Below are 18064 nucleotides of genomic sequence, written 5' to 3' on the forward strand. Positions count from 1 at the left end.
CATTTTATGGGCCCCTCCCCGCCCGGACGGGCCGCCGTACCTGCAAAATGCACAAATTTTGGACCCCACTCTATGCGCAGAATCCACGAAAATGCCGCCGCTCCCCCAGATTTCCTTTGCGAAGAGGCCCTCAAACGTGGTAAAATAGAGCTACCGAAAGGAGTTGGGAGAGCGCGTGAAACGGATCAAAGCCGCCTGCCTGGAGCAGACCATCCACTTCGAACTCAAGGAGGGCTTGGAACCGTCCAAGGCAGCCGAACTGGCAAGGGAAGAGCTGGCCGGCTACAAAGCTGCGCTGGAGCGCAAGCGGGTCAAATATAAAATTGTGGAGGAAACGCCCCAGCCGGACGGCTCCATCCTCCTGAAGATCAAGAAGCAATATAATTTCTACAGCTGCGGGGACTACCTGCGGTAGCGAAGGGCGAAGCATGTATAAGATCGGAGATATGATCGTTTACGGCACCAGCGGCGTCTGCCGGGTGGCGGACGTCGGGCCGGTGAGGGCCGCGCACGCCAGCGAAGGCCGCAAGTATTATACCCTGGAGCCGGTGTACGGCACCGAGACCATTTATATCCCGGTGGACACCACCGCCTTCATGCGCCCGGTGATGAGCCGCCGGGAGGCCGAAGAGCTGATCGCGCAGATCCCCCTGATCCGGGAGGACCCGGCAAATATCCACAGCCTGCAATCCCTGGTCGAGCACTATCAGTCCTCCTTTCAGCAGAACGACTGCGCCGAGCTGATCCATCTGATCAAGGCCCTCTATGTCAAGGGCCAGAGCGCGCAGCAGGCCGGACGTAAGCCCAGCCAGGTCGACCAGCGCTACCGCAAACGGGCCGAGGACCTGCTGCACGGCGAGCTGGCCGTGGCGCTGGGGATCCAGCGCGAGGAGGTGCCCGACTTTATCCGCCAAAGCCTGCGCGACGGGCCTCAATGCCCGGCAAAGGCCGCGAGGCAAGGCCCCCGCGCCAAGGAAGCATAAATTTCAAAAAGAAAGGCCGCCGGGCGACTGCCCGGCGGCCTTTTTATCTTCTGTTATTCCTCTTCCTTCATGGCCTTGGCGTCCTCGATGACCTTCGCTTCGAGCATCTGGGGCAGCTGCTCGTACCGCGCAAAGGCCAACTCAAAGTAGCCCCTGCCCTGGGTGGTGGAGCGGATCAGGGTGGCGAAATCGCTCATCTCGCTCATCGGCACCTCGGCCTCGATCTCGGTCAGGCCGTCCGAGGCGGGGTTCATCCCCAGCACCCGGCCGCGGCGCTTGTTGAGCTCGCCCATGATGTCACCGGTGTTCGACTCCGGCACATAGGCCTTGAGGTTCCCGATCGGCTCGAGGATGACCGGGGATGCCTGCGCCATGCCCTCTTTATAGGCGATGGAAGCCGCCATCTTGAAGGCCATTTCGGAGGAGTCCACCGGATGGTAGCTGCCGTCCACCAGGGTGGCGTGCAGCCCGACCACCGGATACCCGGCGAGCACACCGTGCTTGATGCAGTCCTGGAGCCCCTTTTCCACCGCGGGGAAGAAGCCCTTCGGCACCGCGCCGCCGAACACTTTCTCCTCGAAGAAGAGCCCGTCGCTGTCACACGGCTCGAATTCGATCCACACATGGCCGAACTGTCCGTGGCCGCCGGTCTGCTTTTTGTGCTTGCCCTCGACCTTGACCTTCTTGCGGATGGTCTCGCGGTAGGCGACGCGGGGCGCCACCAGCCCGACCTCCACGCCGAACTTGGACTTGAGCTTGGAGACGATCACATCAATATGCTGCTCGCCCAGGCCCGAAATGAGCTGCTGTTTGGTCTCGACGTTGTTTTCGTACCCCATCGTCGGGTCCTCTTCCATCAGCCGCTGCAGGCCGCCGGCGACCTTGCCGTCGTCGCCCTTGCCCCCCAGCTTGATGGCCATCGAGAGGCAGGGGGCCGGGAATTTGAGTTCTTCAAAGGAGACCACCCTTTTGGGATCGCACAGGCTGTCGCCGGTCATCGCGCTCGAGAGCTTAGTCACCGCGCCGATGTCCCCCGCCGTGATGAAGGCGGTGTCCTCCTGCTTCTTACCCTTGATGTAGACGATCTTGCCCAGGCGCTCCGGCTCACCGGTGCGGGCGTTGACGGGGGTGATTTCCGAGGAGAGCTTGCCCGAGACCACCTTGATGAACGAGAGCTTGCCGACAAACGGGTCGGCCACCGTCTTGAAGACATAGGCCGCCAGCGGAGCCTCATCGGTGCAGGCGATCTCCACAGGCTCGCCGTCCTTGTCACTCGCGAGCTCCGCCCCTTCTTCCCAGGCGCTGGGCAGCAGGTCGACCATGCAGTCGAGCAGCATGTCGACGCCCGCCAGGTTCAGCGCGCTGCCGCAGAGCACCGGGGTGATGGCCCCCTTCTGGACGCCGTCGTGGATGCCCTTGAGAATCTCGTCGCGGGTGAACGCCTCGCCCGAGAAGTACTTTTCAAACAGCGCCTCGTCGGTCTCGGCCACCGCCTCGGAGATGGCGGCGGTCAGCCCCTCGACCCGGTGGCCGAAATCGGGCATCTCGGTCTCGGAGGGGTTGCCGCTCCCGTCATATGTATAGGCCTTGTTGTCGATCAGGTTGATGTAGCAGAGCACCTTGTGGTCCTCGACATAGGGCACCACGATCGGGCAGACCGACGGGCCGAAGGCCGCCTTGAGCTCTTCGAGCACCTTATAAAAGTCGCCGTGCTCGGCGTCCATCTTGTTGACGAAGAACATCTTCGCCTTATGCAGCTCCTGCGCCAGCTTGTAGGCCTTCTCGGTTCCGACCGAGACGCCGGACTTGGCCGACACCGCGATGAGCACGCTCTCGACCGGGCGCACCCCCTCGTACATCCCGCCGGCGAAGTCGAACAGTCCGGGGGTATCGATCAGGTTGATCTTGGTCGAGCCCCAGCTGAAGGGCGCGATGGCGCTGCTGACGGTGACCTGGCGTTTGATCTCCTCGGGGTCGAAATCGCAGACCGTGTTCCCGTCCGCGACCTTCCCAAGCCGGTCGCTCGCCCCCGCCTTATAGAGAAGCGCCTCCGCCAGCGAGGTCTTCCCCGCGCTGGAGTGGCCCGCCAGGGCGACGTTACGAATCTTGCCCGCCAAATATTGACGCATAGTGTTTAGCCCCTTTCTGAATTTGGTTTCCGTTGCCGGAACCCTTGCAGAATAAATTGTTGAATATGACCAAAAACCAAATTGTTCAACAACCCATTTATAGATTTTATTATAACAATTCTGAAATTGCGATTCAAGAGCTTTTTGTAAAAACAAGACGAGCCACTTGAAAATAATCCCGCCCCCACTTGTGCAATCTGACGGTTTTCACCCCATTTTTACCGCCAGCATATCCTGAATATGGCAGGAGGTGGGCTTGATGGGCGAAAAACGCGAGGGGCGGCCGGGGGACGCGCCGCACGGCCCGCCGCGTCCGGACGGCCGGCCACGGGGCCGCAAGCGCAAGACCGGAACCGGCTACAGCGAGGACATGATCCTGATGGCTACCTCGCTCGCCACCCAGCTGGCGCGCGGGAAGACCGAGTGCGAGCTGGAAACCCTGATCAACATCCTGGATATTCTGAGCGACGTACTGGTGGGGATACTCGCCCAGCGGCGGATCTGCGACCGGCAGGGGATCGAAATTTTGCAGGACGGGGACTTCATCATCTGATTGTTCACAAAATTCCCATTTTCCCCGCCGCCTACTTATGCTATGATAGAGGCAAACCGGAAAGGAAGAATAGAAAATGCCGCAGGAATGTGAAAAGCTCTACTACGCCGACAGCCTGCTCACCCGCTTTGAGGCGGTGGTGACCGGCTGCGAGGAACATGACGGCAGCTATCTCATCACCCTGGACCGCACCGCCTTCTACCCCGAGGGAGGCGGCCAGCCCGCCGACCGCGGAAGGCTCGGAGGGGCGGATGTTCTGGACGTGCACGAGCGGGAGGGCAGAATTTTGCACACCGCCGGGCGCGCGCTGCCTCCCGGACAGGTCGTCAGCGGAGAGATCGACTTTTCCAGGCGGCTGGACCATATGCAGCAGCACACCGGGGAGCATATCGTCTCCGGGATCGTCTACCGCCGGCTGGGGCTGCGAAACGTCGGCTTCCATCTCGGGCAGCGGGAGGTGACCCTGGACTTCGACGGGGAGATCGGGGAAAAGCTCCTCGGCGAAATCGAACTTGAAGCGAACGAGGCCGTCTGGAGGGACCTGCCCGTCACCGCCTCCTGGCCAAAGCCGGACGAGCTGCAAGACCTCGATTACCGCAGCAAGAAGGAGCTCTGCGGCCCGGTGCGGATCGTCACCATCCCGGGGATCGACGTTTGCGCCTGCTGCGGCACCCACCTGCCCCGCACCGGGATGGTGGGCGCCATCCGCCTCGCAGGCGGTCAGCGCTACAAGGGCGGCACCCGGGTGACCCTCTACGCCGGGGGCCGGGCGCTGCGCGACTATGGGGAAAAGGACCGGACCGTCGCTTCCCTTTGCGCCCTGCTCTCCCAGAAAAGCGACGCGCTCGAGCCGGCCGTGCAGCGCCTGCTTTCGCAGCAGCAGGAGGAAAAAGCGCGGTGCGCCCTCTGGCAGGAGCGCTGCTTTAAGGATGAAGCCGACGCCCTTCCCGCGGGAGTGGGCACGGTCGTGGCGTTTTGGGAGGGGCTCTCGCCGGACGAGGTGCGCCGCTGCGCCCTCTCGCTCATGCAACGCGCCGAAACGGTACTCGCCCTTTCAAGGGACGGGGACGCCTGGCGGTACGCCGCCTGCAGCGCGAAGGAGGACATGCGCCCGCTCGCCAAGAGCCTCGGCGAAGCCTTCGGCGGCCGGGGCGGCGGCAAGCCCGAGCTGGTGCAGGGCTCGCTGCAGGGCGAATGTGAGGCGCTGCGGGACTTTGCGCTGCGCCGGCTGCCGGGCGCTTATCTCTTGTCGCACATCTAAAACCGACCCGCTACGGAGGTACCCATGAGCCTGATAATCGATTATCTCAAGAATTTTCTCCTCAGCAACCTCGGCCTGTTTTTGCAGCTGGCCGTCTGCGCGATGACCGCCGGGCTGACCCTGCTGCTCTACCGGCCTGTGACGCGCATCCTTTTTAGGCTGCTGCGCGGCCTCTCGTCGCGCGCCAGGAGCTCTCTGCCCCAAAAGCTCTGCGAGGCGTTCGAGCGCCCGGCGGCCACCTTTTTGCTGCTGCTGGGGTTCTATCTCGCCGCCGTCAGCATTGCCTGGGGCGGCGAAAGCGCGATCCTCTCCTACCATACCTTCTGCCGCACCCTGCTGCGGGTGTCGATCATCGCCTGCGTCACCTGGGGGCTGGTGCGCCTGATCTCCCCGGACAACCTCAGCCTGAGCCTCGGCGGCGGGCGCACCGAGCGCATGAGCAAGACCTTCTCCATCTTCTTCACCCGGATTCTGCGGATCGTGGCCGCCGCCTTCGGGGTGGTCATCATCATTGGGGAGCTGGGCTACAACGTCGGCGGGCTGATCACCGGGATCGGGCTGGGCGGCCTGACCATCGCCCTGGCGGCCCAGGACTGGGCCTCGAACCTCTTCGGCGGGATGGTGATCCTCTTGGACAAGCCCTTCGAGGTGGATGACTGGATCCAGGTCGAAGGCTCCCTCGAGGGGGTGGTGGAGGACATCACCTTCCGCTCGACCCGGGTGCGCACCTTCGATAATTCCCAGGTGGTGGTGCCCAATTCCCTGCTCGCCCAAAAACCGATCACCAACTGGTCGCGCATGGAGAAGCGCAAAATTTCCTTCGACCTGTCGCTGGCCTATTCCTCCCCGCCCGAAAAAATGAAAGAATGCGTCGCGCAGATCCGCGACCTGCTGCAGACCACCGAAGGGGTCAACCAGGACACCGTGTCGGTCACCTTCAACGAGTTTTCAGACAGCGCGCTGCTGCTGCGGGTCTACTACTTCACCGACCTGACCGGCTATGCCGACTATATGCGCTTCAAAGAGAAGATCAACTTCGCCATCATAGACATCGTGGATAAGCTGGGATTGCAGTTCGCCTTCCCCACCCGCACCGTTTATCTTCAGTCCGAAGCGCCGCAGGAAAAGGAATAACCAAAGGGGCTGGCGGGAAAATCCCCGCCAGCCCTTTTGATCATGCCTTTTGATTGACCACGTTCTGCGGCCGCCCCTCCAGAAAGCAGCGCAGGTTCTCCACGCACACCCCGATCAGCCGCGCGCGGGTTTCCCGCGGGGTCCAGGCCACATGCGGCGTGACGACGCAGCGCGGGTGCCGCGCCAGGGGATTGTCCTCCTTCGGCGGCTCGCTGGAAAGGACGTCCAGCCCCGCGGCGTAGAGCTTGCCGCTGTCGAGTGCCGCGGCCACCGCCGCCTCGTTTAACACCGGCCCGCGGGAGGTATTGAGCAGGACCGCCCCGTCCTTCATCCGGGCGAGCTCCCGCTCCCCGATCAGCCCGCGGGTCTCGCTCGTCAGCGGGCAGTGTACCGAAACGACGTCGCTGCGCTCGAGCAGGTCGTCGAGATCGCAAAAGTGCAGGTTCTCCCGCTCGAGCGAGCGGTCGGGATGGCGGCGGTAGCCGAGCACATCCATCCCAAAGGCGTTGGCCAGCTGCGCCACCCGATACCCGATGTCCCCCATCCCGACGATCCCCATCGTCTTGCCGCAAAGCTCGAACGAGCGGTGTTCCGCCACAAAGGGGTCGAGCGGGCTTCGCCAGTTCCCGGCGTGTACATGGGCGCTGAGAGCGCTCACCCCGCAGGCGATCTCGAGCAGCAGCGCGAAGGTCAGCTGCGCCACCGCTTCGGTCGAATAGGCAGGCACGTTGCAGACCGTCACCCCAAATTCGCCGGCAGCTTCGAGATCAATCATGTTGTAGCCGGTGGCGGTGATCCCGATAAAGTGCAGGTTCGGGCAGCGCGAGAGCACCTCGCGGTCGATCACCACCCGGTTTAGAAAGACGGCCTCGGCGTCCCCGATCCGCTCTGCCGCTTCCCCGCGCGCGGTGGTGGGGTAAGAAACCACCTCTCCAAACTGCCGCAGCGCCTCAAAATCCAGGTTTCCCCGGCAGACGAGATACTCGTCCAGAATTACGATTTTCATCTTGACACCCTTTCCCCTTGAATTCTTCCATTATATTCCTGCCGCTAAAAATTTTCAAGCATTCTGGCGCCCGTTTCCCCTACGCGCTATTGACAAGCGGGAGTGCCCCATGATAAGATGAACTGTACTAATACATATAATACAGTTTTGTGAATGCCCTGTGAATTTTTCGTGATTGTTGCAGGAACTTTCCCTTTCTTCGACACGATATACGGGAAGCATTTTTTGGAAAGGAGGCGGACGGTTGGAGCAGCCCATCATCGCCGTAAAAAACCTGCGCAAGGTGTATAATCTCGGGAAGGAAAAAGTGGTCGCGCTCGACTGTATCAATCTCGAGATCCCGAAGGGGCAGATCTGCTGCATCCTCGGCACCTCGGGCTCGGGCAAGAGCACCTTCCTAAACCAGCTCGCGGGGCTCGAGAAGCCCACCAAGGGCGGGGTGTACATCAACGGGACCAACATATCGAAGCTCAGCGAGCGGCAGCTCGCCAAGTTCCGCCAAAAACACTTGGGCTTTATCTTCCAGTCCTATAACCTTCTCCCGGCGCTCACCGCGCTGGAGAACGTCTCGATGCCGCTGATGTTCCGCGGGGTCTCCAAACGAAAACGGGACAAGCGCGCCAAGGCCATGCTCGACGCGGTGGGGCTCAAAGGCCGGGTGCGCCACAAGCCCACCCAGATGTCGGGCGGCCAGCAGCAGCGAGTCGGGATCGCCCGCGCCTTCGTGACCAAGCCGGACCTCATCTTCGCCGACGAGCCGACCGGGAACCTGGACACCAAGACCACGGTCGAGGTCATGCGGCTGATGGTGAAGATGGCGCACGAGAACAACGAGACGCTGGTACTGGTCACCCACGACAGCGAGCTTGCCCAGTTCACCGACCGGATCGTCACCCTGATCGACGGGAACATCGTCAGCGACCGGCTCAACGATGCGCACCCGGAGGACTATAACCCCTACGCCCAGGAGCAGGAGCTGGCGGGGGAACATACGGCCCAGGAGCCGGCGGGGCTGCCGCAGCCGGACAATCCCGGGCCGACGGCCGGGGAGAGCCGGGAAGAACACGAGGATTTGCAGGCGGGGACGCCTGATACCAATATTGCGGGGGAAGAAGAAAGATGAAACAGAAAACCAGAATGATCTTAAAACGTGTGCTGCCGCTGATTCTCGCCGTGGCGATGGTGCTGGGCGTTTTTTCGGGGCTGCTGGCCACCGTGGTGGGCGCGGCGGACAAGGACGTCAATGAAAACGTGCGCCCCGGCTATGTGGAGCTGCGGGACCTCTATTTGGTGGAGGACGAGGGGGACCGCGACGCGGCCTCCAACCCGAAATACGGCAACAGCTACTACGCCAGGCTGGAGCTTCGCATCACCCAGAAGGGCCGCGAGGCCGGTATCAAGGTGGATGGCGACAATCCCAACTTCAAGGTGACGGCCGACAACGACTACGCCTACTTCGAGTCCAAGAACAGCAAGGACGATTTCAAGTTCTATGAGACCACCAACGCAAAGGACGACCGGCACGTCTTTTACCTGGGCGTGCGCCCGCACGAGGGGAACCGCACCTTCCGCGCCATGGTCAAATATGAGGACGACAGCTACGACATCCTCTCGCGCAACCTGACCGAGCTGCCCTATTCGAGCAGCTACGACGACGATGACGATTCGGGCAGCGGAACCCGGCGCACCAGCACCAACAGCAGCGATGAAGACGACAAGGAGGTCGCCGAGGACACCATGACCCCGAAAATCCTCATCACCGACTATGAGGCGCCCGATTCGGTCCAGTACGGCGAGGAGTTCAAGGTCACCATCAAGTTCATGAACAACTCCAAGAAAAAGGCGATCGAGAACATGTCCATGACCATCACCCCGCCCGAGGGGGTGTCGATCGTCAACGGCACCAACAAGCGCCACTACATAACCATCCCGCAGCGGCAATCCACCACCGAAACCTTCCACTTCAAGGCGAGCAAGGACCTGAAGCTTGAGAGCATCCCGATCGCGGTCAAGTTCGACGGGCAGTACAAGGTGGACGGCAAGTACAGCGGCGTGGTCGCCTCGGAGGAGACCATCTACGTCTCCTCCATCCCCAAGCCCGAGGAGGAGGACGAGGAGAAGCAGGGGCGCATCTCCCGCTTTGAAATCCTCAACATCACCCCGCCCGATTCCCTCTTCCCGAACGAGGACGGCTACCTGACCGTCAAGGTGATCAACAAGGACCTGGTTTCGGACGCGGCCAACGTCCAGCTGACCATTTCGGGCAACGACCTTGTCAACAACGGCGCCACCGAGTACCATGGTGCGCTGGCCCACTCCTCCCAGGCGGAGATCGAAATCCCGGTGCAGTTCGCGCAGTCCGGCACCTTCACCTGTGAGGCGATCGTCACCTATGAGGACCGCGACGGCAAGAATGAGGACGGCACCGACCGGGTGCGGATCAACGATGTGAAAAAGGAGTTCACCGTCACCGTGCAGGAGCAGCCCGAGGAGCCCTCAATGGACGATTTCCCGCCCGACGTGACGGTCGGCGGCGAGATGGACGGCATGCAGCAGGGGCTAAGCCCTCTAATGATCGCCCTGATCGCCGTGGGCGGCGTGATAATCCTGATCGTGGTAATCCTCGTCGTGCGCCGGGTCCGCAAGAAGAAATCGGGAGACGACGATGAAGATATTTGATAAAATCTCGATGTGCATGCGCAACCTCTGGCGGCGCAAGATGCGCACCGCGCTCACGGTGTTCGGGGTGGTCATCGGCACCTGCGCCATCGTGGTGATGGTGTCGCTGGGCGTCGGGATGGACAAGGCGCAGACCGAGATGATCGAGGGGATGGGCAACCTGACCCTGATCCAGGTCTATCCCGACTACGGCATGAGCGAGGGGCCGGGCGGAGTGGTCAAGGAGCCGCCCAAGCTGAACGCCGAATCGGTTAAGAAGCTGCGTGCCATCCCGGGGGTGAAGGCGGCGACCGCCATGCAGTACCTCTGGGGCGACGAGGTGGTCTTCCAGGTGGACGAGCGCTACCGTTACCGCGGGCAGATCATCGGGATCGACATCGCCTCGATGCCGGCGCTGGGCTATACCCTCGCCGACGGGCGCTTTCCCACCAAGTCGGAATACAAGGACGCGGTGATCATCGGGGCGAAGGTGCCCTACCAGTTTGTCGACACCAAGCGCAAGCGGGACAACCGGGTCTCCCCCTACCCCGACCAGTACGGGCGGGTCAAGGACCCGTTCGTTGATTTCAGCAAGGACCGGCTCTACGCCAACATCGGCAAGCAGGACGACGACGATGACCGCAGTGGACGGGAAAAGGTCCCCACCGGGAACGGCAGCTACCCGGTCAAGGTGGTGGGCACCCTCAGCAGCGACGACGAGGCCATGAACCGGGACTTCGACATGGAGTACGCCATCTATATGGACATCGACCGGGTCCAGGCGCTGCAGAAGGAATACAACAAGAAAAACAAGGTTCGCGGCCAGACCGACCAGGAATACCAGCAGGTCTATGTGATGGCCGATTCCCTCGACTCGGTGGACGAGGTCCAGGACTCCATCAAGGCGCTGGGGTTCCAATACTGGTCGCTCTCCTCCCAGCGGGAGGAAATGCAGAAGAGCACCCAGACCATCCAGATGATCCTCGGGGGCCTGGCGGGCATCTCGCTTTTGGTGGCGGCGCTGGGGATCACCAACACCATGATCATGTCCATCTATGAGCGCACCCGGGAGATCGGGATCATGAAGGTGCTCGGCTGCGAGGTCGGGAACATCCGCTCGATCTTTTTGATGGAGGCCGGGTGCATCGGGCTGCTCGGGGGCCTGGTCGGCGTCGGGATCAGCTATGCGATCTCATTCGGGCTCAACTTCATCATGAACAACGCCGCTATGAGCGGCGACGGGAGCGGCATGGGCGGTATGATGGGCGGCATGCTCTACGGCTGGGACCAGGGCGGCATGACCCAATATTCGATTATCCCGCCCTGGCTGGTGGCGGGCGCGATGGTTTTCGCCATCTGCATCGGCCTCTTCTCCGGCTTCTACCCGGCCAACCGCGCGGTGAAGATCAGCGCGCTGGAGGCGATCAAGCATGAATAGCGGCAAGCTGCCGCTCCCGATTCGCGGCGGCAGGCTGCCGCCCCCAATTCGCGCAGGCTCTGAAAAGCAGGCCGGCGGTGCGCGGCCCGCGCCGAAAATATTGATGTGCTCCGTCAGGGTTCTGGCGGAGCATTTCTTCTTATGGGCCAACTGCCGAAAAGCTCATTTGGATGGACGTGAAAATAATGACAATAACGAAATATATGCCCTGAATCGAACTCGTCCGCCTGCTCCCCCGCTTCCAGCCGTAAGAGGAGCGATTCTTCCATCCCCACGATATTTGCCATCTCTTTGACAGAGAGCCCCGCCTCCAGCCGGAGGAGCCTTATATTGCAGAGGAGATTTTGCATGCATTTTTCGTTTTCCGCGGAGATATCCATAAATATTGCCTCCCATTCATAGGACATATTGTCCTTTTTTAATTATTTTAGGACATATTATCCTAAAAGTCAATAGGACAATATGTCCTGTTGTAAAATAAACTTGGTGATTTTATGAATTTTAGATTTCGAGATTTGCGTGAAGATGCTGGACTTGCTCAAAAAGAAGTAGCCGCAATGTTAAAATGCGATCAATCATTATATTCTAAATATGAACGTGGTGTCCGGGAAATGCCCATGCGCGACGTTATTTTTCTTGCAAAGTATTATAACGTGAGCGTAGATTATTTACTTGGTCTTACTCCCGTTCAAGCACCTTTTCCAAAACGCAAAGAAGAAGGAGAATAAGAACCGCTAGTCCCTTCGCGGACAAAAAGCCCCGCTCCGGAAAACCGGAGCGGGGCTTTGCATTTCGCAGCGGACACAAGCGCGGGAGAAGATGGCGGCCCGCCGCCATGGGGAAACCCCTTGATAGGGTTTCCCCATGCAAAAACCTTCCACTGGAAGCTTTTTGCTCCCCTTCCTGATCCGAAGGGGGATTCCGTCAAGACGAGTGTCAGCTAACCGGAAAAGGTCGCGGGCGCTGCCCGCACCCGCTCAAGGATCGAAGACCCTTGAGAATCCCAATACTTGAAAATTAAACCGAAAGGGGGTACACGGGGGGAAACGGCTCGTTTCCAGCCCGTGAGGCGCACACACGCGTCAGCGTGCGGCATTTTTGGTCGGGCGCCAAAAATGCGTGCGCCTAGCTGCCCGCACCCGCTCAAGGATCGAAGACCCTTGAGAATCCCAATACTTGAAAATTAAACCGAAAGGGGGTACACGGGGGGGAAACGGCTCGTTTCCAGCCCGTGAGGCGCACACACGCGTCAGCGTGCGGCATTTTTGGTCGGGCGCCAAAAATGCGTGCGCCTTACTCTTTGACCGCACCCGCCGTCAGGCCGGCGACGATATGCTTTTGCACCAGGAAGAACATCACCGTCACCGGGATGAGCGTCACCGTCGCCGCGGCGGTCATCTGCCCCCAGTCGATGTCGTACTTCTGCACGAAGTTCATCAGGCCAGCCGGGATGGTGCGCAGGTTCTCCGAGTTAATCATCATGATCGAATAGAACAGCTCGTTCCAGCAGCCGGTAAAGGCGAAGACGAAAACCGCCACGATCCCCGGCAGCATCACCGGCAGCACCACCCGCAGCACGCTTTGGAAGCGGTTGCACCCGTCGATCTGGGCCGCCTCCTCCAGCGAGACCGGAATCCGTTTAAAGAACGAGGACATGGTGATCATACAAAACGGCACGTTCGAGACCGTGTAGCTGATGATCAGCGACAGCAGGTTGTCGATCAGCCCGACCTTGCTGTAGAGGATGAACATCGGGATGATCGCAATCACCAGCGGCACCATCTGCGAAACCAGGAAAATTCCCATGATCAGGTTTTTGAAACGGAACTGGTAGCGCGAGAGGGCGTAGCCGCCCAGGATGGCGATGATCAGCACCAAAAGCGAGCTGATGATGGTCACATAGGCGCTGTTGCCGATAAAGACGTCAAAGCGCGTCTGCTTGAAGGCGGTGATATAGTTTTGCACCGTCGGCTCGGCCGGCCAGAAATGGATTTCGGGGCTGTTGATCTCCTGGCGGGACTTGAACGAGGTCAGTATCAGCCAGTAAAACGGGAAGATGGTGGCGAAGAGAAAGATTGCCAGCAGTACGAAGCGCAGGAGCTTCACGAGAAACTGTTTCACCTTCATCAAAAATCACCCGCCTTTTCGTAGCTGGTCAGCTTGAGGTAGAGCATGGCGTAGATGAGCAGCACCGCCATCATCAGGATCCCCGCCGCCGCGCCGTAGCCGAAGTCCATGCTGTAATAGGCCTGGTTGAAGACGTACAGCGGGAGGATGTTGCTGGTGTTCGCCGGGCCCCCGGCGGTGGTGATATAGATGATGTCCGGGGAATTGAAGACCCAGATGACCCGCAGCAGCAGCGTCACCGTGATGGTGGGGCGCACATAGGGGATCATCACCTTGAAAAAGGTCTGGGTGGCCGAAGCGCCGTCGATCTTGGCGGATTCGATCACATCCACCGGGATGGACTGCAGCGCCGCCAGGATCATGATCCCGAAGAAGGGTACCCCGTACCAGATCATCCCCACGATGGGCACGATCATTGAAAAGGTTTCGCTTCCGAGCCATGAAACCGGCGCATCGATCAGCCCCAGGGACTGCAGCGCAAAGTTGATCACGCCGTTGTGCTGGCTGAACAGCCACTTGAAGGTCAGCCCGATCAAAAAGCCGGACACCGCCCAGGGCAGGAAGGCCACCGACTGGTAAAGCCCCTTGCCGCGGAACTGCGAGTTGAGCAGCATGGCCAGCGTGAAGCCCAGCAGGAACTGGAAGAAGACCACGACCACCACCCAGATGATCGAGTTTTTGACGATCAGCCACAAATCCGGGTTGGAAAAGAGCTTTTGATAGTTCTCAAGGCCGTTAAAGTGGATGTCATTGGGGGTCAATAGATTATAGTTGAGGAAGGAGAGCCGCACGCTGTAGAGCAGCGGATATCCCATCAGCAACACGATCAGCAGCAGGCCGGGCGCGAGCAGGAGATAGGGCTCCCACTTACGCCAGTTGCGCTTCTTTTTCGCTTTCATCGCTCATTCCCCTTCCGGATAGGTATCGTCTCTCCCAAGATCCAGGGTGAACTCGCTGCAAATCCTCCCAACGTCCCGGCCGTTGTCGTTGATGAGGATTCCCGGCTCCATCGCCTCGATCTTTTCGATGGTCTCCCGGTTCTCGTAGTGCAGCTCGCGCAGGATATGCGCCACCACCACCCCGAGGTTCTGCTCGCTGCCGTCCCCCACCTTGAAGGCGATCCCCAGCCGTTCACGGCGCAGGCCGATCGCATAGACCCCCCTGGCGCCGTCCTTGGCGATGATGTTGGGGTCCTCGTTGAGCAGGGTGCATAAAAACCCGTAGCCCCTTATCGTCTCGGGATATTTGCTGACGGCTCCGGTCAGCGCCTGCACCGCCGAGCGCACGCCCGGCTCTTCGATCAGGTCGGGACAGGCGAGCTTTAAAAATGAGAGCGCCATGTTGCGCATGGGCACCGCGAAGACCGGCACCCCGCAGCCGTCCACCCCGGTCTGGATCCGGTCGGCCGGATACTCCGAAAAGGCGGAGATATAGTGCAGCACCTCCTGCTGGGCGCGGCTGCTGAGTTTCCAGTAGTCGTGGTAATCTTCCCCGAGCTCACGCGAAAGGAGCATGAGCGCCACATGCTTGCCCGAACAGTTGTGCAGTGCCTTGCGCGGTTGGATACCCTCCCGGATCATCCGCCGGTATTCCTCCTGATCCGCCGGATAGGAGGGGAGCATGATCATGTCCTCCTCTTGAAAGCCGGCCTTCTGTAACATGCTGAGGATCATCTCCCCGTGGAAGGCCTGCCCGGCGTGGGAGCCGGCCATCAGGGCCATCTCCCGCTCGGTGAAGCCGTAGCGCTGTGGCAAGCCCCGCACCACCACCGGCAGCGCCTGGATCGGCTTGGTGGCCGAGCGGTAATAGGTGACCTTGTCGATGTCCCCGCCCGCGGCGAGCACCTCGCCGTGCTCATCGACAACGCAGAGCCGCCCCTCGTGGCAGCACTCCAAAAGATTTCCCCGATACTCGTTGATCAGAGAAAATGACATATCGTATTCCTCCCATTTCCCGCCCGCCGGACAGCCGTGCCCGGATGGGCGGGGTTAAAAGATGTTATCTTCGATTAATTGGTCCACATACCGCTCCTGGGAAAGCTGGGCGATCCCCAGGATTCCGGACATCCCCCGGCTTTTTGTGCACAGCAGCTGCAAATTCCCCCGCAGGGGCTCGTAGAGCAGGTCGCCCAGATGCTGCTGCGCCAGCTCGAAGAGGAAGGGATAGCTGCGGATCAGCTCCCCGCCCAGGATGATGGTCTGCGGATTGTGCATGCACCCGAGGTTGTTGATCGCCACCGCCAGGTAGGTGGCGGTCTGCTCGATCAGCTCCCGGGCCCAGGGCGTTCCTTCATGGTAGCAGGCGACCAGCTGGCGCATCGATTTGATCGCGGGGTCCTTCATGCGCGCGCGCTGCAGCACCGAGTTTTCCCCGATGAAGGTCTGCAGGCACCCGCGGCGCCCGCAGCTGCACTGCAGGCCCTGAAGCTCGATGATGGTGTGCCCGATCTCGCCGCAGATGTCGCTGTCCCCCTCGACCACCCGCCCGTCGAGCAGCATCGAGGAGCCGACCCCCTTGCCCACCGAAAGGTAGGCCACTGACTTCTTATCCAGGCCCAGGCTCTGCGCCTCGCCCAGAATCTGGGCGTCCACGTCGTTGTGGATCGCCACCGGCAGCGAGAGGGCCTCCTCCAGCAGCGCGGCGATCGGGACCTCCTTCCACCCCAGCTGGGGGGCGAAGCGCACCATCCCCGCCGCGTGGTCCACGATCCCGATGACCGTCGCCCCCGCGCAGACGACTTCCTTCTCCCCAGGCAGCGCCGCACAGAGCTCCAGAAGGCTTTTATGTACCAGCTTCGCGTACTGCTGCGGGGTGTGCTCCCGGCAGACGATGGCGTACTCCCGCTGGCAGAGCACCTCCCCCTTGTAGTCCACGATCCCCGCGCGCAGCAGCGAGGGGGCAATGTCCACCGCAAAGCAGAGCGCCGCGTCGGACACGATGTCCAGCAGGATCGCCTTGCGCCCGACCTTGGTGGAAAAGGGGGTGGTCTCGCAGACCACGCCGGTCCGGATGAGGTCGGAGACGATCCGGGTGATGGTGGCCGAGCTCATCCCGGTCAGACGCGCGATTTCCACCCTTGAGAGCGGCCGCTTCTCCCGGATGAGGTCCAGCACGACCCGGGTGTTGTGGATTTTTGTATATGCTTGATCCTGCGTGGGCTGAATCATCGTACTTGCCTCCAAAGCCGCCGCGCCTGCCGGCGCCGTGATGTCGTCAGAATTTTACATATTTATCCTAACATCCGCGCCGCCGTCCGTCAAATAGAAACTGCTGTCCTGCCGCTTTCTGGGGCGGGAGGACAGCAGCTTTATGCACTATGCTATTTTCCCGCGATGTCCTTCGCGTAGTTTTCCTTGAGCCAGCTGTTCAGGTTGGCGATGGTGGTCGCCGAATCCTGCGCGCCGGTCATGTACTTCTGGGTCTCGTTCTTGGCGTATTCCGAGAGGAAGTAGCCCCACTGGGTCAGCTCGGTCGGCTGGGTGAGATACGCCAGGTTATCCGCCAGCAGCGCATCGGCATAGCCCTTCATCGCACCCTTCTGGAAGAAGTCGTCGTTGAGGGTGGACTTATACAGCGGCAGCCCCGAGAAGGCCTTGCAGTACTCGAGGTTGACCTCGGGCGAGGAGATGTAGCGGATGAAATCGAAGCCCGCTTCCTTGTCCTTGCAGTTGGCGCTGACCATGTAGCCGGCGGTCTGGCCCCAGAGCAGGACCTTCTTCTGCGCGCCCTCCTTGCTCGGGAAGGGCAGGACCGTCCAGGTGCCGTCCTCCATGCTCTGCTCGCAGGTGATGGTCACCTCGGGGGTCTGGTTGAGGGTGCCGCACTGGCCGTTGATGAAGCCCTCGACCATCTCCTTGAAGGCCCAGTTGACCGAATCCTTGGGCGCCTGGCCGTTTTTGTAAAGGCCGTAGAACTTCTCGAACAGCTCCTGCGCGCGCGGGTCCTCCAGGATGGTGGTGTCGTTATCTCCGGGGAAGATGGCCGGGGTCTCAAGCTCGCTGGCCAGGTACTCGTAGAAGCGCATGAACCCGTTGCCGCCGCCACGGAAGGCGATCCCATAGCGGTTCTGGGTCGGGTCGGTCAGCTTCTCGACGACCTCGAAATACTGATCCCAGTTCCAGTTCTGCAGATCCTCCACCTTGTAGCCCGCCGCTTCGAGCCAGTCGGTGCGCACGAAGATTCCCTGCGTCTGGTAGCCATCGGGGATCGCATAGACCTTGTCCTCATAGGTGTAGAGGCTGCTAGCCGCCTTGGTCGCCTCGGACAGGTCGCCGTAGTCGGGCGAGCCCTCCCACATCTCGGTCAGGTCTTCGATCTGGCCCATCGGCGCCAGGGCCAGCATGAAGGTCACGTCGCCCGTCAGGATGTCCGGCAGGGTGTTCGAGGCCGCCATCGAGACCACCTTTTTATACGCGTCGTCCCAAGGGACCGAGTTGTATGTAAAGGTGACGTTCGGGTTCTGCTCATGGAATTTGTCCAGCTGGCTCTTTAAGAATTCCGTCCGCTCGGGCGAGGGCATGACGTCCAGGAAGCCGAGCTCCACCGCTTCGCCGCCCCCCGCGGGCTCTTCGGACGGGGCCTCCTCTCCCGCCTGGGAGGCGGGCTCCCCCGCGGGCTCCTGCGAAGAGGCAGCGCCACCGCCGCCCGAGCAGGCGCTCAAAAGAAGGGTACAGCTCAGAAGTGCCGCAAGAACCAGGGATATCTGTTTTTTCACAACAAATCCTCCTTACCAAATCACACATTGCAATTAATTTCTTCACCGAATTAATTAACTC

The 18064-nt window shown here is 60.8% G+C and carries 17 protein-coding genes; 9 read left to right on the forward strand and 8 right to left on the reverse strand.

The annotated features are described in order from the left end of the window. Positions 1-175 precede the first annotated feature (175 nt). Together B5477_RS12110 and B5477_RS12115 are read left to right on the forward strand one after the other, a co-directional pair. Complete coding sequence (locus tag B5477_RS12110) at positions 176-415, forward strand: hypothetical protein (protein WP_079699923.1); 240 nt, start codon at positions 176-178, stop codon at positions 413-415. A 13-nt stretch (positions 416-428) separates the two neighbouring features. Further along, a complete protein-coding gene (locus B5477_RS12115) occupies positions 429-983 on the forward strand; it encodes a CarD family transcriptional regulator (protein WP_079699924.1) in 555 nt (184 codons plus the stop codon). A gap of 53 nt (positions 984-1036) precedes the next feature. On the opposite strand, the gene B5477_RS12120 is transcribed toward B5477_RS12115, so the two are convergent. Beyond that, the gene (locus tag B5477_RS12120; protein WP_079699925.1) at positions 1037-3112 is read right to left on the reverse strand and encodes an elongation factor G; all 2076 of its coding nucleotides are present in this window, start codon (positions 3110-3112) and stop codon (positions 1037-1039) included. 259 nt (positions 3113-3371) lie between these two features. Between B5477_RS12120 and B5477_RS12125 the strand changes: the two genes are divergently transcribed. The 3 genes from B5477_RS12125 to B5477_RS12135 all read left to right on the forward strand — a co-directional run bounded on the left by B5477_RS12125 (position 3372) and on the right by B5477_RS12135 (position 6060). Beyond that, positions 3372-3665 (forward strand): hypothetical protein, encoded by a 294-nt coding sequence (locus tag B5477_RS12125; protein WP_079699926.1) that lies wholly within the window; start codon positions 3372-3374, stop codon positions 3663-3665. 76 nt (positions 3666-3741) lie between these two features. Beyond that, positions 3742-4926 carry an alanyl-tRNA editing protein gene (locus B5477_RS12130; protein WP_079699927.1) on the forward strand — a complete coding sequence of 395 codons (1185 nt, stop codon included), beginning with the start codon at positions 3742-3744 and terminating at the stop codon, positions 4924-4926. Positions 4927-4950: 24 nt separating this feature from the next. Further along, positions 4951-6060, forward strand: a complete 1110-nt coding sequence (locus B5477_RS12135) for a mechanosensitive ion channel family protein (protein ID WP_079699928.1) — start codon at positions 4951-4953, stop codon at positions 6058-6060. 40 nt (positions 6061-6100) lie between these two features. Here the strand turns inward: B5477_RS12135 and B5477_RS12140 are convergent, their stop codons facing one another. Further along, positions 6101-7066, reverse strand: a complete 966-nt coding sequence (locus B5477_RS12140) for a D-2-hydroxyacid dehydrogenase (protein WP_079699929.1) — start codon at positions 7064-7066, stop codon at positions 6101-6103. A 244-nt stretch (positions 7067-7310) separates the two neighbouring features. On the opposite strand from B5477_RS12140, the gene B5477_RS12145 reads away from it, so the two are divergent. Genes B5477_RS12145 through B5477_RS12155 form a run of 3 tightly spaced genes read left to right on the forward strand, consistent with a single transcriptional unit; the run spans position 7311 to position 11162 of the window. After that, positions 7311-8189 carry an ABC transporter ATP-binding protein gene (locus B5477_RS12145; RefSeq protein ID WP_079699930.1) on the forward strand — a complete coding sequence of 293 codons (879 nt, stop codon included), beginning with the start codon at positions 7311-7313 and terminating at the stop codon, positions 8187-8189. Then, entirely contained in the window at positions 8186-9745 is a 1560-nt protein-coding gene (locus tag B5477_RS12150) for a COG1361 family protein (RefSeq protein ID WP_079699931.1), read from the forward strand. Before B5477_RS12145 ends, B5477_RS12150 begins: the two co-directional genes overlap by 4 nt. After that, positions 9732-11162 carry an ABC transporter permease gene (locus tag B5477_RS12155; protein ID WP_079699932.1) on the forward strand — a complete coding sequence of 477 codons (1431 nt, stop codon included), beginning with the start codon at positions 9732-9734 and terminating at the stop codon, positions 11160-11162. Before B5477_RS12150 ends, B5477_RS12155 begins: the two co-directional genes overlap by 14 nt. A 113-nt stretch (positions 11163-11275) precedes the next feature. On the opposite strand, the gene B5477_RS12160 is transcribed toward B5477_RS12155, so the two are convergent. Then, on the reverse strand, positions 11276-11542 hold the full coding sequence (locus B5477_RS12160) for a helix-turn-helix domain-containing protein (protein WP_159449036.1): 267 nt from the start codon (positions 11540-11542) through the stop codon (positions 11276-11278). Between the two features lie 114 nt (positions 11543-11656). On the opposite strand from B5477_RS12160, the gene B5477_RS12165 reads away from it, so the two are divergent. Next, on the forward strand, positions 11657-11890 hold the full coding sequence (locus tag B5477_RS12165) for a helix-turn-helix domain-containing protein (RefSeq protein WP_079699934.1): 234 nt from the start codon (positions 11657-11659) through the stop codon (positions 11888-11890). Positions 11891-12455: 565 nt separating this feature from the next. Here B5477_RS12165 and B5477_RS12170 read toward each other — a convergent pair. The 5 genes from B5477_RS12170 to B5477_RS12190 form a co-directional block, all read right to left on the reverse strand. Further along, positions 12456-13289 carry a carbohydrate ABC transporter permease gene (locus tag B5477_RS12170; RefSeq protein ID WP_079699935.1) on the reverse strand — a complete coding sequence of 278 codons (834 nt, stop codon included), beginning with the start codon at positions 13287-13289 and terminating at the stop codon, positions 12456-12458. Continuing rightward, positions 13289-14188 (reverse strand): carbohydrate ABC transporter permease, encoded by a 900-nt coding sequence (locus B5477_RS12175; RefSeq protein ID WP_079699936.1) that lies wholly within the window; start codon positions 14186-14188, stop codon positions 13289-13291. Before B5477_RS12175 ends, B5477_RS12170 begins: the two co-directional genes overlap by 1 nt. 3 nt (positions 14189-14191) lie before the next feature. After that, positions 14192-15223: an asparaginase gene (locus tag B5477_RS12180; RefSeq protein ID WP_079699937.1), complete on the reverse strand. Its 1032-nt coding sequence runs from the start codon at positions 15221-15223 to the stop codon at positions 14192-14194. A gap of 54 nt (positions 15224-15277) precedes the next feature. Continuing rightward, positions 15278-16456: an ROK family transcriptional regulator gene (locus B5477_RS12185; protein WP_079699938.1), complete on the reverse strand. Its 1179-nt coding sequence runs from the start codon at positions 16454-16456 to the stop codon at positions 15278-15280. 152 nt (positions 16457-16608) lie between these two features. Continuing rightward, positions 16609-18003, reverse strand: coding sequence for an ABC transporter substrate-binding protein (locus B5477_RS12190; protein ID WP_079699939.1), 1395 nt, complete (start codon positions 18001-18003; stop codon positions 16609-16611). Positions 18004-18064 lie beyond the last annotated feature (61 nt).

It is taken from the genome of Provencibacterium massiliense, from assembly GCF_900169495.1.
GTDB classification, from domain to species: Bacteria; Bacillota; Clostridia; order Oscillospirales; family Ruminococcaceae; genus Harryflintia; species Harryflintia acetispora.